At 38.9% G+C, this 13,055-nt stretch carries 14 protein-coding genes; all 14 read left to right on the plus strand.

What is annotated here, in order from left to right; all coding sequences use genetic code 11:
* Window positions 1-15 precede the first annotated feature (15 nt).
* The 14 genes from nrfD to L1283_RS05825 all read left to right on the plus strand — a co-directional run bounded on the left by nrfD (window position 16) and on the right by L1283_RS05825 (window position 12,972).
* Window positions 16-1,500, plus strand: a complete 1,485-nt coding sequence (nrfD, locus tag L1283_RS05760; protein WP_046674137.1) for an NrfD/PsrC family molybdoenzyme membrane anchor subunit — start codon at window positions 16-18, stop codon at window positions 1,498-1,500.
* 6 nt (window positions 1,501-1,506) lie between these two features.
* A complete protein-coding gene (locus tag L1283_RS05765) occupies window positions 1,507-2,043 on the plus strand; it encodes a DUF3341 domain-containing protein (RefSeq protein WP_075991040.1) in 537 nt (178 codons plus the stop codon).
* A complete protein-coding gene (locus L1283_RS05770; protein ID WP_376745387.1) occupies window positions 2,027-2,665 on the plus strand; it encodes a c-type cytochrome in 639 nt (212 codons plus the stop codon). The genes L1283_RS05765 and L1283_RS05770 overlap by 17 nt, the downstream gene beginning before the upstream one ends.
* Before the next feature lie 19 nt (window positions 2,666-2,684).
* Complete coding sequence (locus L1283_RS05775) at window positions 2,685-3,920, plus strand: quinol:cytochrome C oxidoreductase (RefSeq protein WP_145327840.1); 1,236 nt, start codon at window positions 2,685-2,687, stop codon at window positions 3,918-3,920.
* Between the two features lie 43 nt (window positions 3,921-3,963).
* Entirely contained in the window at window positions 3,964-5,301 is a 1,338-nt protein-coding gene (locus L1283_RS05780) for a cytochrome c oxidase subunit II (protein WP_075991042.1), read from the plus strand.
* A 28-nt stretch (window positions 5,302-5,329) separates the two neighbouring features.
* Window positions 5,330-7,201 carry a cytochrome c oxidase subunit I gene (locus L1283_RS05785; protein WP_172462307.1) on the plus strand — a complete coding sequence of 624 codons (1,872 nt, stop codon included), beginning with the start codon at window positions 5,330-5,332 and terminating at the stop codon, window positions 7,199-7,201.
* A 41-nt stretch (window positions 7,202-7,242) separates the two neighbouring features.
* On the plus strand, window positions 7,243-8,322 hold the full coding sequence (locus L1283_RS05790; protein WP_237241971.1) for a COX15/CtaA family protein: 1,080 nt from the start codon (window positions 7,243-7,245) through the stop codon (window positions 8,320-8,322).
* Between the two features lie 73 nt (window positions 8,323-8,395).
* Entirely contained in the window at window positions 8,396-9,301 is a 906-nt protein-coding gene (cyoE, locus tag L1283_RS05795) for a heme o synthase (protein ID WP_070563553.1), read from the plus strand.
* Window positions 9,301-9,882: a cytochrome c oxidase subunit 3 gene (locus L1283_RS05800; protein ID WP_075991043.1), complete on the plus strand. Its 582-nt coding sequence runs from the start codon at window positions 9,301-9,303 to the stop codon at window positions 9,880-9,882. Before cyoE ends, L1283_RS05800 begins: the two co-directional genes overlap by 1 nt.
* 9 nt (window positions 9,883-9,891) lie before the next feature.
* Window positions 9,892-10,626: a cytochrome c oxidase subunit 3 gene (locus L1283_RS05805; protein WP_046674128.1), complete on the plus strand. Its 735-nt coding sequence runs from the start codon at window positions 9,892-9,894 to the stop codon at window positions 10,624-10,626.
* 26 nt (window positions 10,627-10,652) lie between these two features.
* Window positions 10,653-11,030, plus strand: a complete 378-nt coding sequence (locus L1283_RS05810) for a cytochrome C oxidase subunit IV family protein (RefSeq protein WP_088160234.1) — start codon at window positions 10,653-10,655, stop codon at window positions 11,028-11,030.
* A gap of 9 nt (window positions 11,031-11,039) precedes the next feature.
* Complete coding sequence (locus L1283_RS05815) at window positions 11,040-11,768, plus strand: SCO family protein (RefSeq protein WP_145327839.1); 729 nt, start codon at window positions 11,040-11,042, stop codon at window positions 11,766-11,768.
* A 7-nt stretch (window positions 11,769-11,775) separates the two neighbouring features.
* Window positions 11,776-12,321 carry a DUF420 domain-containing protein gene (locus L1283_RS05820; protein ID WP_145327838.1) on the plus strand — a complete coding sequence of 182 codons (546 nt, stop codon included), beginning with the start codon at window positions 11,776-11,778 and terminating at the stop codon, window positions 12,319-12,321.
* Between the two features lie 195 nt (window positions 12,322-12,516).
* Window positions 12,517-12,972, plus strand: a complete 456-nt coding sequence (locus L1283_RS05825) for an ABC transporter ATPase (RefSeq protein WP_120333524.1) — start codon at window positions 12,517-12,519, stop codon at window positions 12,970-12,972.
* Window positions 12,973-13,055 lie beyond the last annotated feature (83 nt).

The following is a 13,055-nucleotide window of genomic DNA, read 5'->3' on the forward strand; positions in this document are numbered from 1 at the left end:
TGAAATAAAAATACTATGTCATCGCATAACGAATCAATATTAAGAGAACCATTAATGACCGGTAAGGACATTACGTATGCAAAAATTACGGATGATATCTTACTACCGGTTGAAAATAAACCGAATAAAGCATGGTGGATTGGTTTTACCGTTGCTGTATTAGGTGCTTTATTATGGGTAGTTAGCGTTAGTTATACCTTTTGGACAGGTATCGGCGCTTGGGGTCTGAATAAAACTGTAGGCTGGGCTTGGGATATCACCGACTTCGTATGGTGGGTAGGTATCGGTCACGCGGGTACGTTGATTTCAGCTGTATTATTAATCTTCCGCCAGAACTGGCGTAATTCAATCAACCGTTCTGCAGAGGCGATGACGATCTTTGCGGTAATCTGTGCGGCTACATACGTTGTAGCTCACATGGGTCGTCCTTGGTTGGCTTATTGGATTTTCCCACTTCCAAATCAATTTGGATCACTTTGGGTAAACTTCAACTCTCCTTTGGTATGGGATGCGTTTGCGATCTCGACTTACTTTACAGTATCCTTGGTATTCTGGTACTGTGGTTTGTTGCCGGATATCGCGACAATTCGTGACCGTGCTACTGGATTAAAACAAAAAATCTATTCTGTATTATCATTCGGATGGAATGGTTCAGTGAAGACTTGGCAACGTTTTGAAATCGTGTCATTGATCTTGGCAGGTATTTCTACTCCGCTGGTACTTTCTGTACACACGATCGTATCCATGGACTTTGCAACTTCGGTTATCCCTGGATGGCATACAACGATCTTCCCTCCATATTTCGTGGCGGGTGCGATCTTCTCTGGTTTCGCGATGGTACAGACTTTATTGTTGATCTTACGTAAAGTAATGAACTTTGAGAACTATATCACGATGTTCCACATTGAATCGATGAATATCATCATCATGACAACTGGTTCTATTGTGGGGGTGGCTTATTTAACTGAGTTGTTTATCGCAATGTACTCTCGTTCAGAATACGAAATGTATGCTTTCGAGAACCGTATGTTGGGTCCATACGCGTGGGCTTACTGGTCAATGATGACTTGTAACGTAATTTCTCCACAGTTATTCTGGTTCAAAAAAATCCGTACAAGTATTCCTATCTCATGGATCTTATCGATTGTGGTAAACATCGGTATGTGGTTTGAGCGTTTTGTAATTATCGTGACTTCATTGCACCGTGATTACTTGCCTTCATCTTGGGCAATGTTCTACCCAACTTGGACAGACGTAGGTATCTTTGTAGGTTCAATCGGATTATTCTTTACATTATTCTTGTTGTTCTTACGTTTCTTACCAGGTATCGCTATCGCCGAAGTGAAATTGTTGTTGAAATCATCTTCATTACAACATAAAACTAAATTGGCTCAAGAAGGCGCATTCCCTGAGGAACAAGTGAAGTACTTCCAAGAGTCATTAGAGAAATATGATTCAGTGACAGAAGAAGAGATTAAAGAATTATCAGTTAGAAAATAATCAGCAATGAGCAATACAAAATATATATTAGGTAGTTTTGCGGATCCCGATGAAATGATGCATGGGATCGACAAATTGCAAGCAAACAATATAAGTATTTACGACTGCTTTACTCCGATGCCTATTCACGGCATCGAAGCAAAGCTGGGTGTGAAACCTTCTCGCTTGCCTATCGCAGCATTTTGCTTTGGAGCATTAGGAACGACATTAGGTTTTAGTTTGTTGTATTATACAATGGCTTATGATTGGCCGATGAATATCGGTGGTAAACCATCTTTTGGTATGCCAAACTTTGTTCCAGTTACATTTGAGGTTACGATCTTATTGTGTGCATTGGGTATGGTTGCCACGTTTTTCTTCCGTAACCACTTATTTCCGGGACGTGCACCTCGTGTAATGGACTTGAGAGCAACAGATGATCGTTTCATCCTTGCAGTAGATGCCAAAGAAAATACAGATCACGCTTTGATCGATAGCTTATTGAAAGAAGCTGGAGCTGTTGAAGTTAAGTACAATGATAGAAAATATGTTAGCTATGAATAAGAAGAATTTACTTGGAACGCTATGCGCAGCTGTGGCATTGACAGCACTTGTTTCTTCTTGTGGTGACAAAACAACTCGTAGTACAGGTTTAGAGTTTTCTCGTAACATGTACGATCCGCTTGCTTTCAATCCGGATCAACCTAATGCGAATTTTGCTGATGGAAAAACAGCACAAACACCTCCTAAAGGTACAGATCCAATTGGTTTCACTCGTTTTGAATACGCCAATACATTAGAGGATTATGAACGTGCAGGAAGAGAAGTAAAAAGTCCTTTGGTCGTAAATGCCGAAAATCTTGAAAAAGGTAAAGCTTTGTTCACCACTTACTGCTCGATATGTCATGGAGTAGAAGGTAAAGGTGATGGTCCTATCACGAAAGACCGTAGCGTGACTGATTCAAGAGGTACTCGTCAATTAGAGAACTTTCCTCCGCCACCATCTTATCAAAGAACAGATGCAGCGAGCTCTTCACGGGGTGGTTTGATGGCTGACTTGACTGATGGTAAAATTTACCATACAATTTATTACGGACACAACTCCATGGGATCACATGCATCTCAATTGTCTCCAGAGGAGAGATGGAAAGTTGTTATGTATGTTCACGAATTACAAAAGAAATAATCTAACATCAGATATATAAATGGGAACTCACAGTCATCATCACGATTATAATTTCAACGAGCGATACGAGTTTGCTGGCAAGGCTAAATTGTACAGTATTATCGCTGTTGTACTAGGCGTAGCTGCTGTAGCTTTCGGGTTGCTTTCGGGCGATCACGTTACTGTAGAGCGTACTTATGCCAACTTGTTATTGATGGGTTATTACTTTACATGTGTATGCGCAGCTGGAACATTCTTTGTTGCCTTGCAATATGTAACACAATCTGCATGGTCTGCAGGTTTGGTACGTATACCTCAGGCTATGGCGAGTGTTTTACCAATTGCATCATTAGTTTTATTAGTTATTGTAGGTTTAGGTTTAACCACACATAACTTATATCACCACTGGAATGCAGATGGTATCACTGATCCGCATAGTACAAATTTTGACCCTATTATCGCAGGTAAATCTGCTTATTTAAATGTTCCATTCTTCTTGATCCGTCAGGTCGTGTTTATGGGTACATATAGCATTTTTGCCGTTATTTTTGCGAAACTTTCTTATAAAGAAGATTTAGAAGGTGGATTGACTTCTTATAAAAAGTCATTCAAATTGTCGGCAATCTTCTTAGTTATCTTCGGTTTTACTACACCTATCTGGTCTTTCGATACAGTAATGTCTTTAGAGGCACACTGGTTTTCGACAATGTTCGGTTGGTATAACTTTGCAGCAATGTGGGTAAGTGGTATTTCATGTATCACGATCATCGTTGTTGTATTGAAGAAAGCTGGTTATATGAACTGGGTAAACGAAAATCATTTACACGATTTGGGTAAATTGATGTTCGGTTTCTCTATCTTCTGGACTTATGTTTGGTTTGCACAATTCATGTTGATTTGGTATTCAAACATCCCAGAGGAAACAGTTTATTTCTACAAACGTTGGGAACCTGAATACAAACCTTGGTTTTGGTTGAGTATTATCATTAACTTTGTGGCACCATTGTTACTATTAGTGGATCGCGATGCGAAACGGAAACAAAACGTGATGTTGTTCGTAGCGATTCTATTATTGGCTGGTCACTGGCTAGATTATTATATCATGATCATGCCTGGTACTGTTGCTGAACATAGAGGATTTGGTATCATTGAAATCGGAACTGCACTTGGTTTCTTAGGTTTGTTCATCTTCTTAGTGATGAGTAAATTGAGTAAACAAGCATTGGTGCCTAAAAATCATCCTTTCTTGGATGAGAGTTTGCATCATCAGATATAGTTTCACTTTTAAAGGAAGGTTACGTAAAAACGTTATAAAAGAAATGAGCTTTAAATTAAATAATAGATTCAAATCCATCTCGGGTTTTGTGCTTGCACTAGGATTGCTTTTTGCGACTCCTATCCTAGCAAGTCAACAAGATACAGTAGCATCTGATTCTGCTAAAGCGGCGACTACAGCAGTGGCTGCCCCTGCAGCAACGGATTCGGTTGCAAAAGATACAACAGCGGCAGCAGGTACTGCTGCTGTTGCATCTGCTAGTTCTTCTACAGAAGCTAGTGCTGCTGCTCCTGCTGTTGAAGAAGTGAAGCAAATAGACCCTCAGGTTTATAAAAACTTCACATATTATGTCTTGTTATTCTTGGTTATATGTACAGTTGTTGCCGTTATCGGTAAAGTACTTTCGATCTATGAATTGACAAGAAAGATGAACGGTAAATACAATCCGTTTGCGAATAACACGTTTCAATCGGCATTGTTATTCATTTTCTTGGTTGTATTCCTTTACGGTGTATATTGGTCATATGTACACTGGGGAGCCGCTTATTGGAGATCTGCAGTAACTGAGCACGGTGAGCGTATTGATACAATGTTTATCATTACGACTGCAATTACAACATTTGTATTGGTTATCACACACATCTTGTTGATGACTTTTACATTTTTGTATCGCATGCGTGCAAAACGTCAGGCTTATTATTATCCTCATAACAATGCAATTGAGAAATTGTGGACAATTGTTCCCGCTGTTGTTTTGACAGTTTTGGTATTGTTCGGTTTCTTTACATGGAGATCAATCACAAATATTCCTGAGGATCTACAAAAGTCAGCATTACAAGTTGAGGTATTAGGCGAGCAATTCCAATGGAATGTCCGTTATGCTGGTTCAGATGGGATTATTGGTAAACGTAATTATAAAATGACGACACCAACCAACCCGTACGGTATTGACTTTAATGATAAAAATTCTTGGGATGATATTCAAGGATCTGAAATTTGGTTGCCTGTAAATAAACCAGTTCGTTTCCATATCGTTTCAAAAGATATTATTCACTCTTTCTATATTCCTGATTTCCGTGTTCAGATCAATGCGGTACCGGGAATGACCAATTACTTCCAGTTCACACCTACTGTTACAACAGAAGAGATGCGTGATCGTTTGGGTGATTATAACTATGACTTCGTGATGTTGTGTAACAAGATCTGTGGATCTGGTCACTACAACATGCAAAAGAAAGTGGTTGTCGTAACTGAAGAGAAATATAAAGAGTGGTTAGCTAAACAAAACAAATATTTTACTGAGGATTTGCAAAAAGAGTTCAGCGGTAAAACAGCTAACGTGAAAAAGGATAGCGTACAAGTTACAGCATCTTTGAACTAATTAAGAATTTTTGAATATAAAATCGAATATGTCAAGTACAGTAATATCGCATAGCGCTGAACATCACGATTCGCACGGCCATCATCACGAGGAGTCGTTCATCAGAAAGTATATCTTCTCGGGTGACCACAAGATGATTGCTAAGCAATTCTTGATCACTGGTATCATCATGGCAGTTTTTGCGATGCTTTTATCAGTATTATTCCGTATCCAATTAGCATGGCCGGATAAAGAGTTCCCTATATTAGAAGTATTCTTGGGTAAATGGGCTGAAGGCGGTCGTATAAAACCGGAGTTTTTCCTTTCCTTGGTAACCATTCACGGTACCGTTATGGTATTCTTCGTGTTAACGGCTGGTCTATCAGGTACTTTTAGTAACTTATTGATTCCATATCAAATCGGAGCACGCGATATGGCATCTCCTTTTATGAACATGTTATCTTACTGGTTGTTCTTTGTAGCATCAGTGATTATGGTTGCATCGTTCTTCGTAGAAAGTGGACCTGCTTCTGCTGGTTGGACAATCTATCCCCCACTATCGGCTGTTCCTACTGCAATCGCAGGATCTGCAACTGGTATGACTTTGTGGTTGGTGAGTATGGTTCTATTTGTAGCTTCACAGTTGATCGGTGGTATTAACTATGTAAGTACAATTTTGAACATGCGTACAAAAGGAATGGACTTATGGAAAATGCCTTTGACAATCTGGGCGTTCTTCTTAACTGCTATCGTGGGTATGTTGTCATTCCCAGTATTGGTTTCGGCGGTTGTTCTTCTGATTTTTGACCGTGCTGCTGGTACGTCATTCTATTTGTCGGATCTTGTTGTTCAAGGACAAATTTTACCGAACGAAGGTGGTTCACCAATTTTGTTCCAACACTTGTTCTGGTTCTTAGGTCACCCTGAGGTATATATCGTTGTTATGCCTGCTTTAGGTTTAACTTCTGAGGTTATTGCGACCAACTCACGTAAACCAATCTTTGGTTACCATGCAATGGTTTATTCATTGATCGGTATCACCGTATTATCGTTTATCGTATGGGGTCACCACATGTTTGTAACAGGTATGAACCCGTTCTTGGGTGGTGTATTTATGATTACAACATTGATTATCGCGGTTCCTTCTGCTGTAAAAGCGTTTAACTATCTTGCAACGTTGTGGAAAGGTAATATCCGTTTCACTCCAGCGATGATGTTTGCTATCGGTTTGGTATCGTTCTTTATCTCTGGTGGTTTGACAGGATTGTTCCTAGGTAATGCAGCGTTAGATATCAACTTACACGATACGTATTTTGTTGTTGCCCACTTCCACTTGGTAATGGGATCGGCGTCAATCTTCGGTATGCTTTGTGGTGTTTACCACTGGTATCCTAAGATGTTCGGTCGTATGATGAACACAAAATTGGGTTATTTACACTTCTGGTTGACTTTCATTGGTGCTTACATGGTATTCTTCCCAATGCACTTTATGGGTATCGATGGTGTGCCTCGCCGTTACTATGCATTTACAGAGTTTGCTTTCATGGCGAAATGGGTTTCTGTCAACAAATTGGTAACATGGGCTGCAATCATCGCTGCTTTAGGTCAGGTAGCTTTCTTGTGGAACTTCTTTACATCGATTTTCTTCGGTAAAAAAGCCCCACAAAACCCTTGGCAGTCAAACACATTGGAATGGACTACTCCAGTAGAGCATATCCATGGTAACTGGCCAGGAGAAATTCCAACTGTACACCGTTGGCCTTACGATTACAGTAAGCCAGGTCATGGTGAGGATTTTATTCCTCAAAGTGTTCCTTTCTCTGAAACAATGAGCTCTAATTTGCCTCATGATTTCGAAGGAGACGAGGAAGCTGAGCGTATCCAGGCAGAATGGAATGCTCAAAATGGTAGAAAAGACTAATAAAATCTTATAAAATAGAGTAGGAATTCCTACTCTATTTTATGGAAGTTTGTATTTTAAGAGGTAGGGGTAGTATTATGTTTCCAGCAGCTGAGAAGCGATTTATAAAGACCAATTTTATAACGATCATTGTGTTGTTTTTGGTCATTATTGCTGGAGGAGTTGTTCGGAGTACAGGGTCAGGAATGGGATGCCCAGATTGGCCAAGATGTTTTAACCGTATTATTCCTCCAACAGATATCTCCCAATTACCTCAAGGATATGAACAGCATTATATTGAAGGAAGAGCAAAGAAGAACGAACGTTTCGCGAAAATTGTAGAATTTTTCGGCGATAAGGAAATGGCTTACAAGCTCCGTACCGATAAGAGTATTTTGCAGCATGAAGAGTTTAATGTTGCGAAAACTTGGACGGAATATATCAATCGGTTGGTAGGCGTTGTTTCCGGATTCTGTTTGTTATTTACAGCTATTTATTCTTTCACCTATTTAAAATCAAAAAGCTCGATCGTTGTTTGGTCAGTGATTAATCTTTTTGTTGTCGTACTTCAGGCTTGGCTGGGATCGATCGTTGTATCGACAAATCTGATGCCCTGGATTATTACGGTACATATGCTCTTAGCCATTGTAATTGTTTGTATTAGTATTTATACATATTTCAAAGCAGTTACTTTGCGAAACAAGACCTTACTGGTCAATCGTTCTTTGGGTATATTAAAAGGGCTTGCTATTGCTTCAATTTTATTGATGCTAACACAGGTAATTGTCGGAACGGGAGTTCGAGAGGAGGTTGATTTATTAACCGGTTCAACGATAGCCCGGACTGATTTTATAACAACTATTGGCCAACAGTTTGAGTTACATCGCTGGTTGGCATATTGTTCTTTGATTTTAGTTATTGTATTATTCTTTTTGGTCCGCACGAGTTTTAATACGGGTTCTAAGCAATATAAATTTGCTTTAATCGCATTGATTCTAGTGGGTATCCAAATGCTATCAGGAATTATCTTAGCTCGATTTGCAATACCTGCATTTGCACAGACAACGCATTTGGTGGTAGCTACGCTCTTATTTGGGGCACAGTTCTACCTGTTGTTATTGTTAAACAAGCAAAGGCACTAATCTTGGAATTCGGGATGTTTATGTTTAAAAGTACGTGTTTAATTACACTGATAGTAGGAGGTCTCTTTTAGTTATGAAAGAATTTATTTCAGATTTCAAAAAGCTTGTTAAGTTGAGACTTACATTGACGGTCGTATTTTCCGCGTCAATTGCTTTTCTGATAGGATCAAAACAACAGGGTGATATATTCTGGTTCAATTGGTTATTGTTGACTATAGGTGGTTTTCTGGTGACAGGTTCTGCCAACGGTTTTAATGAGATCATTGAAAAGGATTTGGATAAACTGATGAAACGTACGGAGGACAGACCGTTGCCATCAGGCCGCATGACAACAGGACAGGCTTTGGTATTGAGTGTCTTTATGGGCATCTTAGGAACCTTGGTGCTTGTTCGTTTAAATTTTGTCGCTGGTCTGCTGTCGGTTTTCTGTATCCTTCTTTACGCCTTTATCTATACACCATTAAAAAGAAAATCACCAATAGCAGTGTTTGTCGGCGCGTTTCCGGGTGCATTTCCGCCATTAATTGGATATTATGCAGCCTTTTCGCAAGACGATTTAGCCTACTATAGTGGACATAACGAAGCGGCAATTATTATTATTCCCTTTGTGTTGTTTGCTATTCAGTTTTTATGGCAGTTTCCGCATTTCTGGGCAATTGCCTGGGTTGTGGATGATGACTATAAATTAGCGGGCTTTCGCTTATTGCCGACGACAAAACGTGATAAGATATCTGCGTTTATGGTATTCATTTCAGGTTTGTTTATGATACCTGCAGGTTTTATACCTTATCATTTTGGCTTTGGTGGAATTTGGTTTACGATTGTATCCGTGGTCGGTGGAATAATGTTTGGTTATTACGGTTATTTGCTGTTTAAGAATTGTGATATTCCTTCAGCGAAGAAAGTGATGTTTACCTCATTTATTTATTTACCTGTGACACAACTCGTATTATTGCTTAACTTTATTCCGTTGAAATAATGTTAGATATACAAGCACAAACTGACGAGAAGTTAGTACAGAGAAAAGCCCAAAAGTTCAACCTATGGTTGGGTATGTTGGGTATGTTCATGATGTTTGCGGCGTTATCCAGTGGTTTCATTGTATATACAGCGAGCGGCGTGGACAAAGGGATTAAGACCCTATTGCCAAATGCACTTTTATATAGTACCTTGGTGATTGTGGTTAGTAGTCTAACGATGTTTTTAGCACATAAAGCGGCTAAAAATGGCGAGTCTTCCAAACAGCGGTTGTTTTTGATAGCAACTTTTATTTTGGGAGTTGTATTTTTTGCCTTGCAAGTTCATGCTTGGAATGTATTGATCGATAGGGGTGTTTATTTTGTGAATAACAATGCATCGCAATCTTTTATTTACGTTTTTATCTGGATGCACTTGGCGCATATTATTGCGGGGTTGATCGTTTTGATTGGCGCGATTATAGGAATTAACAAACTTCCTAAAGACGGCAATCTTTTCCGCATGGATCTTGCCAGTATTTTTTGGCATTTTCTCGATCTTTTATGGATTTATATATATGTTTTCTTACTTTTGAATCAATAATAGTAAACAATGAGTACAACAGTATCGCAATTGGATAAGGTAAAAACTGGTCCATGGAATGGTGGGAAATCACCTTGGAACTTAGAGTATGGAAAAATCATGATGTGGTTTTTCTTGGTAGGGGATGCCTTCACATTTTCTGCATTTTTGGTTTATTACGGCGCACAACGCTTTTCTCATCCAACATGGCCTGATCCTGATAAGATCTTCCAATCTATCCCAGGAATTGCAGAACATGGTCAACCGTTGGTATTTGTCGGTTTAATGACCTTTATTTTGATTATGTCATCTGTAACTATGGTTTTGGCCGTGGAAGCTGGTCACCGTAACCAAAAGAATGAAGTTGTTAAATGGATGCTTTGGACTATTTTGGGAGGTATCTGTTTCGTAGGTTGTCAGGCTATCGAGTGGACTCACTTACACCACATGGGTTTCTGGTTTGGTAAAAATCCAGCAACAGGTTTGGAAGGTGATGCCATCAAAACAGCATTAATGCCATATTTCACACATGACATTTCTTACACTTCGGCCTTGCAATTTGCTAACTTGTTCTTTACAATTACTGGTTTTCACGGTTTCCACGTTACTGTGGGTATTATTTTGAATATCATCATTCTATGTATGACATTAAATAATACATTCGAAAACCGTGGTTCTTATCTTATGATCGAGAAAGTAGGTTTATATTGGCACTTTGTGGATTTAGTGTGGGTATTCGTATTTACGTTCTTCTACTTAATCTAATTCCGAAATAATAAATTTAGATAGCTATGTCACAATATCAAGATAATATCGCTCATGGCGAGCACGCTCACGAAGGTGGGATGGATAAGAAGGCCATCTGGAGAGTATTTGGTGTACTTTTAGCCCTTACTTGTCTAGAGTTTTTAATTGCATTGGGCTTCGTGCACCATTGGCAAATTTTAGCTAAAGGTGCGTTAGTAAATACTATTTATATCGTGCTTACTTTAGTTAAAGCTTATTATATCGTTGCATTCTTTATGCACTTGAAATTCGAGAAGTCGAGTTTCATTGTTACCGTTGCAATTGTGTTTATTTTTATTATTTATTTTATTGTTTTGATGCTTGTTGAAGGAGGGTATTTAGCATCTGCTTTTCAAGAACATCAATTGTTTCCAAATAAATAGATAAAGTGAATGGATAATAATACTGGACAAAAGAAAGGTATTAAAACTATATTGATCCTGGCAGTAATTCTTTTATTGCCAGGATTTTTATATTTTGTACTAAATAAAAGCGGTTCTAATAGCTACGCCTCTTTGCCAATTTTTGGAAAGAAAGTGGTTCCGGGAACTACCCATCGTAAATGGGGACGTGATATTCCCGATACTATCTATCATACTGTACCCCCGGTTGATTTTGTGAATTTCGATGGCAAGAAAGTGCATCTATTGGATAATGATACAACACTTTCTGTCGTCCATCTGATGTACTCTAGAGATGCTTCATTATCGCGGACGATGATTAAGCGTTTGGATCAAATCGCTAATCGATTTATTCAGAATAAGAAGGTCCGCTTGTATTCAATTACGGTTGATACGGCATACGATACACCAGAAGTGTTAGCCAAATACGCAAAAGTTTACAAACCTTGGACCAAATCTTGGTTTTTTGTGACAGATCCTTCTGTTGATATCTTTAAATTTGCCCAGGAAAGTTTATTGCAGGATGCACTTGTCAATAAGGAGGGCAGCAAACCATTTATTATTGGGTCTAATTATCTTTTACTTGATACAAAAGGACGGATAAGAGGTATTTATGACATTAATGTCAAAACGGATGTTGACCGCCTTGAGGATGAAATCAAATTATTATTGGTCGAGGAAGTCCGAAACCATCCAGCTACAATAGAACAAAAGAGGTAATTATATCATGGAAGAGAGTCTTAACAAGGAAAAAAAGTATAGTAAATGGATTTGGTTGCTATCGATTGTGATACCGATAGTGGTTGCTATCCTTTTTACGGTGAATTTACAAAAGCTGGGTTATGATGTAAAACCGCTAACATTTTTGCCTCCTATCTACGCGGCTATCAATGGGATTACGGCTGTATTACTATTTTGGGCTGTGGCTGCGATAAAAAAGGGTAATAAGGCTTTACACGAGCGTTTGATCAAATGGTGTATTGCTTGTTCCTTAGCTTTTCTAGCGATGTATGTCGCTTATCACATGACTTCAATCGAAACAAAATATGGTGGCGAGGGAATTTTGAGACCGATCTATTTCTTTATCCTGATCACGCATATCTTGCTTTCCATTATCATCATCCCTTTTGTACTCTTTACATTTGTTAGAGGCATATCGGGTTCTTATGAGCGTCATAAAAAGCTTGCCCGTATTACTTATCCCATGTGGCTTTATGTAGCTGTTACCGGCGTGATCGTTTACTTAATGATCTCTCCGTATTATATTGGTTAGTGGTAAGAGTTGAGGGTCAAGGTATTGTGATGAAATACAATGGCACGCCGGATTCGAGTTGTTTAATCTGGTTTAAAATTGAAATAGAAACGGATATAATGGAACAGTTATTTCATGTGTCCGGGAGTGTAAACAGTATAGGATTAATCAGCCAATTCATATCGGCTAAATGGATCTGTAAAAAAATCATTGCATATGAAGCGTATCTGGATTTATCAGGCCGATCGCCTGTTAACGGCGACAGAGGGACAGGAGATTGTTACTGACCTGGAAGCTTTTGCTGAACAATGGAAAGTGCATGGGAAACCACTTTCTGCTTCCGCAGAATTGCGGGATAATCTTTTTATCATCCTTAAGGTGGACGAGGAAGTAGCGGCTGCATCAGGTTGTTCTATTGATAGTTCGGTTCGGTTTTTAAAAGGAGTTGAATCGAAGTATGGTATTCAACTATTTGATCGCATGCAATTTGCATATAAAGGGGATCAGGGAATAGGCGTGGTTAACCGTGACGGATTTGAGAAGTTATTGGCAGACGGTACCATCAACGATAATACCTTAGTATTTGATAATACCATTACCCATGAGCATCAAATGGAAGACGCTTGGGTAATACCCTTCCATCAAAGCTGGCATAAACGACTTTTTAGATAGGTTGTAAAACCATTTTATATAAGAAAGGCCATAGTTACATATGGCCTTTCTTTTTGATCTATAGATCTGTATTGCTTCTCTTC

Source organism: Sphingobacterium sp. HSC-15S19 (genome assembly GCF_050433745.1).
GTDB lineage: Bacteria > Bacteroidota > Bacteroidia > Sphingobacteriales > Sphingobacteriaceae > Sphingobacterium > Sphingobacterium siyangense.

Excerpts from the sequence above, each read along its gene's own strand:
- L1283_RS05790 (WP_237241971.1), top strand. The coding sequence starts at position 7,243 with ATGGAAGTTTGTATTTTAAGAGGTAGGGGTAGTATTATGTTTCCAGCA.
- L1283_RS05805 (WP_046674128.1), top strand. The coding sequence starts at position 9,892 with ATGAGTACAACAGTATCGCAATTGGATAAGGTAAAAACTGGTCCATGG.
- L1283_RS05820 (WP_145327838.1), top strand. The coding sequence starts at position 11,776 with ATGGAAGAGAGTCTTAACAAGGAAAAAAAGTATAGTAAATGGATTTGG.
- L1283_RS05770 (WP_376745387.1), top strand. The coding sequence starts at position 2,027 with ATGTTAGCTATGAATAAGAAGAATTTACTTGGAACGCTATGCGCAGCT.
- L1283_RS05775 (WP_145327840.1), top strand. The coding sequence starts at position 2,685 with ATGGGAACTCACAGTCATCATCACGATTATAATTTCAACGAGCGATAC.
- cyoE (WP_070563553.1), top strand. The coding sequence starts at position 8,396 with ATGAAAGAATTTATTTCAGATTTCAAAAAGCTTGTTAAGTTGAGACTT.
- L1283_RS05785 (WP_172462307.1), top strand. The coding sequence starts at position 5,330 with ATGTCAAGTACAGTAATATCGCATAGCGCTGAACATCACGATTCGCAC.
- L1283_RS05780 (WP_075991042.1), top strand. The coding sequence starts at position 3,964 with ATGAGCTTTAAATTAAATAATAGATTCAAATCCATCTCGGGTTTTGTG.
- nrfD (WP_046674137.1), top strand. The coding sequence starts at position 16 with ATGTCATCGCATAACGAATCAATATTAAGAGAACCATTAATGACCGGT.
- L1283_RS05810 (WP_088160234.1), top strand. The coding sequence starts at position 10,653 with ATGTCACAATATCAAGATAATATCGCTCATGGCGAGCACGCTCACGAA.
- L1283_RS05815 (WP_145327839.1), top strand. The coding sequence starts at position 11,040 with ATGGATAATAATACTGGACAAAAGAAAGGTATTAAAACTATATTGATC.
- L1283_RS05800 (WP_075991043.1), top strand. The coding sequence starts at position 9,301 with ATGTTAGATATACAAGCACAAACTGACGAGAAGTTAGTACAGAGAAAA.
- L1283_RS05765 (WP_075991040.1), top strand. The coding sequence starts at position 1,507 with ATGAGCAATACAAAATATATATTAGGTAGTTTTGCGGATCCCGATGAA.
- L1283_RS05825 (WP_120333524.1), top strand. The coding sequence starts at position 12,517 with ATGAAGCGTATCTGGATTTATCAGGCCGATCGCCTGTTAACGGCGACA.